Annotated in this window: 3 protein-coding genes and 1 pseudogene; 3 read left to right on the top strand and 1 reads right to left on the bottom strand. The window is 71.9% G+C overall.

All coding sequences use genetic code 11. From position 1 onward, the window contains the following. Window positions 1-377 precede the first annotated feature (377 nt). The gene (locus SACSA_RS0115565; protein ID WP_019818554.1) at window positions 378-2,831 is read right to left on the bottom strand and encodes a UvrD-helicase domain-containing protein; all 2,454 of its coding nucleotides are present in this window, start codon (window positions 2,829-2,831) and stop codon (window positions 378-380) included. 220 nt (window positions 2,832-3,051) lie between these two features. Between SACSA_RS0115565 and SACSA_RS0115560 the strand changes: the two genes are divergently transcribed. From SACSA_RS0115560 to SACSA_RS26890, 3 genes and pseudogenes are all read left to right on the top strand, one after another. Further along, a complete protein-coding gene (locus tag SACSA_RS0115560; protein WP_019818553.1) occupies window positions 3,052-3,357 on the top strand; it encodes a chorismate mutase in 306 nt (101 codons plus the stop codon). A gap of 136 nt (window positions 3,358-3,493) precedes the next feature. Next, on the top strand, window positions 3,494-3,808 hold the full coding sequence (locus SACSA_RS0115555; RefSeq protein ID WP_019818550.1) for a hypothetical protein: 315 nt from the start codon (window positions 3,494-3,496) through the stop codon (window positions 3,806-3,808). 399 nt (window positions 3,809-4,207) lie between these two features. Then, window positions 4,208-4,493 (top strand): annotated as a pseudogene (locus tag SACSA_RS26890) (hypothetical protein); the annotation flags it as partial.

The following is a 4,493-nucleotide window of genomic DNA, read 5'->3' as shown; positions in this document are numbered from 1 at the left end:
CCGCCGCCCCCGGCGCGACCCGACGAGACGCGAACCCCCGGTCCCCGGCGACCTCCCGCGCCGGGGACCGGGGGCCGTATGGCCGACCTCGTCCCTTCGGCCGACCACCAGCGCGCGCTCCGGACTCCCCCACATCCCGATTCGCTCCCTCCGCTCCGCGGCACACCTGGTCGCTCGGACAGCCACGGTCGGGCGGCCACCCCGGACAACGCCGACCGCCATGGCACACCCTTCAGCCATTCACTCGAACCTGTGTTCGACAAGAACACTAGCGGACGGCACCGACAGAATCAGCGGACCGAAGCCGCTACACCCCAGCGAAGGACATGTGACCTGAAGCACATCCGAGGGGGAGTCGGCCGGGATGGCCAGTGTGGTCAGAGCTTGACCATCGGCACGCTGCCGATCAGCATCAGCCGCACCGTGCCCGTGCCGCCGAAGTCGATGGTCGCCGTGGCCCGCGGTCCGGACCCCTCCGTGGCGACCACTGTGCCGAGCCCGTACTTGTCGTGACTCACCCGGTCGCCGACGTCCAGCTTGAGCGCGACGGTGTTCTTCCAGTCGTCGCGCCCGGGACGGGCCGAGGTGGTGCGGGTCCCGTTCGCCGTGGCACCGCCCGGAGTCCACTCGGCCCCGGCCCGGCCGCCGAACGTCGTCGCGGTCCTGGGCGTACCGGGGCTTCGCGAAGCGGAGGGCTCCTGCCGGCGCCAGTCCAGGAACTCGGCCGGGACCTCGTCGAGAAAGCGGGAGGCCGGGTTGCTCATCGGCTGCCCCCACGCCGTGCGCATCAGCGCACGCGAGACGTAGAGCCTGCGCCGCGCACGGGTGATCGCGACGTAGGCCAGCCTGCGTTCCTCCGCGAGTTCCTTCGGATCGCCCAGAGCCCGCAGGTGCGGGAACACGCCGTCCTCCCAGCCGGTGCAGAACACCACCGGGTACTCAAGGCCCTTGGCCGTGTGCACGGTCATCAGCGTCACCGTGCCCGGGTCGTCCCGCGGCTCGTCGTCCGCGCCGTCCGGCTCGGGCACCGAATCGGCGTCGGCGACCAGCGAGACCCGCTCCAGGAACGCGGGCAGCGAGCCGGGCTCGGGCACCCCCGCTGCCTCCTCCCCGTCGGGATCGGCGTCGGTGTCCCCGCTCGCGCCGGTGTCCCCGGCGGCCTCCGTCCCGGCCGCGTCCGCGGCGCTCTGCGCGAACTCGGTGAACTCCCGCGCCACCGTCACCAGCTCGTCCAGGTTCTCCAGCCGCGAGGCGTCCTGCGGGTCGGTCGACTCGTCGAGTTCCGCCCGGTAACCGGTCCGCTCCAGCACCGCCTCCAGCACGTCGGCGACCTCGGCGCCGGAGTCGACCAGCTCCCGCAGCCCGTCCCACAGCTCCACGAACGCCGCGACCGCCTTACGCGAACGTGGGTTGAGTTCGTCCACCCCACCCCGCGCCGCCTCCCGCAGCGCCGCGGCGAACGAGATCCGCTCCCGCTCGGCGTGCGTGGCGATCACGGCCTCCGCCCGGTCACCGATACCGCGCTTGGGCACGTTGAGGATGCGCCGCAGGCTCACCGTGTCCTCGGCGTTGGCGAGCACGCGCAGGTAGGCCAGCGCGTCCCGGACCTCCCGGCGCTCGTAGAACCGAACCCCGCCGATCACGCGGTACGGCAGGCCGAGCCGGATGAAGATCTCCTCGAACACACGGGACTGGTTGTTCGTGCGGTAGAACACGGCCACATCGGAGTAGCCGATCTCGCCGCTGTCGACCAGCGCGTCGATCTCGGAGGCCACGAACGCCGCCTCGTCGTGCTCGTTGTCGGCGACGTAGCCCACGATCCGCTCGCCGTCGCCCGCGTCGGTCCACAATCGCTTGTCCCTGCGGTACGGGTTCCGCGCGATCACCGCGTTGGCGGCGGAGAGGATCGTCTGGGTCGAGCGGTAGTTCTGTTCGAGCAGGATCGTGCGCGCCGCCGGGAAATCCCGCTCGAACTCCTCGATGTTGCGGATCGTCGCGCCCCGGAACGCGTAGATCGACTGGTCGGCGTCGCCGACGACACACAGCTCGGACGGTGCCAGCCCGGACTCGGTCGGCGCGGTGCCCACCAGCTCCCGCACCAAGGTGTACTGGGCGTGGTTGGTGTCCTGATACTCGTCGACCAGCACGTGCCGGAACCGGCGCCGGTAGTGCTCGGCCACGGCGGGAGAGCCCTGGAACAGCTCCACCGTGCGCATGATCAGGTCGTCGAAGTCCAGCGCGTTGGCCTGGGCGAGCCTGCGCTGGTACTCGCCGTAGGCCTCGGCGGCCCGCCGCTCGAAATCGGTCGAAGCCGTCTCGCCCGCCGTGTCGACGTCGATCAGCTCGTTCTTCAGGTTCGACACGTGGGTGGCCAGCGCCCTGGCCGAATAGCGTTTCGGGTCGAGTTCGAGGTCCCGGCCGACCAGCGTCATCAGCCGCCTGCTGTCGTCGGCGTCGTAGATCGAGAAGTTCGACCGCATCTCCAGTGCGGCGGCCTCCCTGCGCAGCAGCCGCACGCACATCGAGTGGAACGTCGACACCCACATCGCCCGCGCGCGGCCCCCGACGAGTTCGGCGACCCGCTCCCGCATCTGCGCCGCGGCCTTGTTGGTGAACGTGATCGCCATGACCTGACCCGGGTGCACGTCGCGCTCGGCGAGCAGGTAGGCGATCCGCCGGGTCAGCACCCGTGTCTTGCCCGATCCCGCGCCCGCGACCACCAGCAGGGGCGCGCCGCTGTGCTCCACCGCGGCGCGCTGCGCGGGGTTGAGATCGTCGAGCAGAGCGGTGTGCTCGCGCCGTTCCGAGGGGAGGTCGAACAGGGTGTTCATCGTGCGTCAACGCTACCTGCAGGCCCCGACACGCTTGCCCTGTGGCATACTCTGGAGACATGCGGCACGACGCGTTCCGATTTTTCTACGGGAACCGGGCTCCGGCTCCCGTGATCGCGTAGTGCCCAGCAGTCATCACGAAGCCCCGGAGTCCGCGGACCCGGGGCTTTCTCCGCCTCGGGACCCACGTCACGGACTCTCCAGCGACCCGGAGGTCACGATGAACGCGAAGGTCGGCGACACCACCGAGACCGGTACCGCCGAGACCGACGCCGAGACGACGGCCGAGGAGATCGACGCGCTGCGCCAGGAGATCGACTGGCTGGACGCCGAGATCCTGCGGCTGGTCAAGCGCCGCGCCGAGGTCTCCCGCACGATCGGCGCCGCGCGCATGGCCGCCGGTGGTCCGCGCATCGTCTACAACCGCGAGATGGACGTGCTCGCGCGGTACCGGGAGCTGGGCCCCGAGGGCAGGCCCCTCGCGATGGCGCTGCTCGAACTCGGCCGGGGCAGGCTCGGCCGCTGAGCATTCCGACGGCCGGGCCACTGCTCGGCGGGCCACCGCCGGGTCGGCTCCTGCGGCGGGGCCGCATCCGGCGGCCGAGGCCACGAACCCGGCACGGTGCCACCGCCACACCCCGGTTTCGCGGCACACTGGTGTCATGGACACCGTCATCCAGGTGATCGCCGTCGTCATCACGCTCGCCGCCCTGCTCGCCACGCTGGGCCACGCGGGATACCTCGCCCTGTTGAACAGCGCCGCGACCAAGCGTGCGGGCGGTGCGCCCATCGCGCGGTACGTGCGATCCCGCTGGCCCATCGCCGGAGGCACCACCGCCGTGGCACTGCTCGCCGTGTTGTTCACCATGGGACCCCCTGCGATGGACGTCCTCGCGATCCTTCTCGGGGCCGGTTCGGGCGCGGTGGCGACCAAGGCCCTCCAGTCCACGCAGGCGCGATACCGCAGCGGGGGCTGACGCGGCACCGGACGGACCATGCGGACGGCCCGGAGGCGCGGCCGGGACCGACCCGGCTTCACGCGCTCCGCCGGACACGAAACCGACAGGGCACGTCGCCGCGGGCACGGACGCACGCGTCCGTCGCGACCGGCCCCGGGATCACTCCGCCGTACCGCCGAGTAGGCGCCCGACAGAGTGAATCCCGCGGGTCGTCCGTGCTTCTGAGCAGCCGATCGCGCCGGGAACTCCTACGCTTACCGGCGTGATGGGCAGGGGTCGCGACACGGGAAGTTCGTCCCGGATCGCCCACGCACGTGCGGATGCATGATCATCGGCACGTGCACCCGGCCCGCACGACGGTGTCCGTGCAGCCCACGGCACCGCAGGCGCGGCAGCAGGAGGAGGCGGCCACCCGGCATGAACGGCAGGCCCGACGTCCCCGACCGACATGCCCCCGACCCGGCGCGGACGGGCACCGCGCACCACCGGATCGACCCTGTCCGGCACCGATACGCGGCAGACGGCCCCCGGCCGCGCCACACCCCTGCTCCCGGAACCTGGACCCCTGCCCCGCCACCGGACCGCGACGCGCGGGCCGAGCAGCACGCCGCTCCGGCACGGCAGGCCGAGCCCGCGCCCGAGGAGACCACGATCCCCGGACACCGCAGGTGGACACTCCCCGCCGGAGCCGACGCGCCCACCG

Source organism: Saccharomonospora saliphila YIM 90502 (assembly GCF_000383795.1).
Classification (GTDB): domain Bacteria; phylum Actinomycetota; class Actinomycetes; order Mycobacteriales; family Pseudonocardiaceae; genus Saccharomonospora; species Saccharomonospora saliphila.
This window is presented reverse-complemented; position numbering and strand designations above follow the sequence as displayed.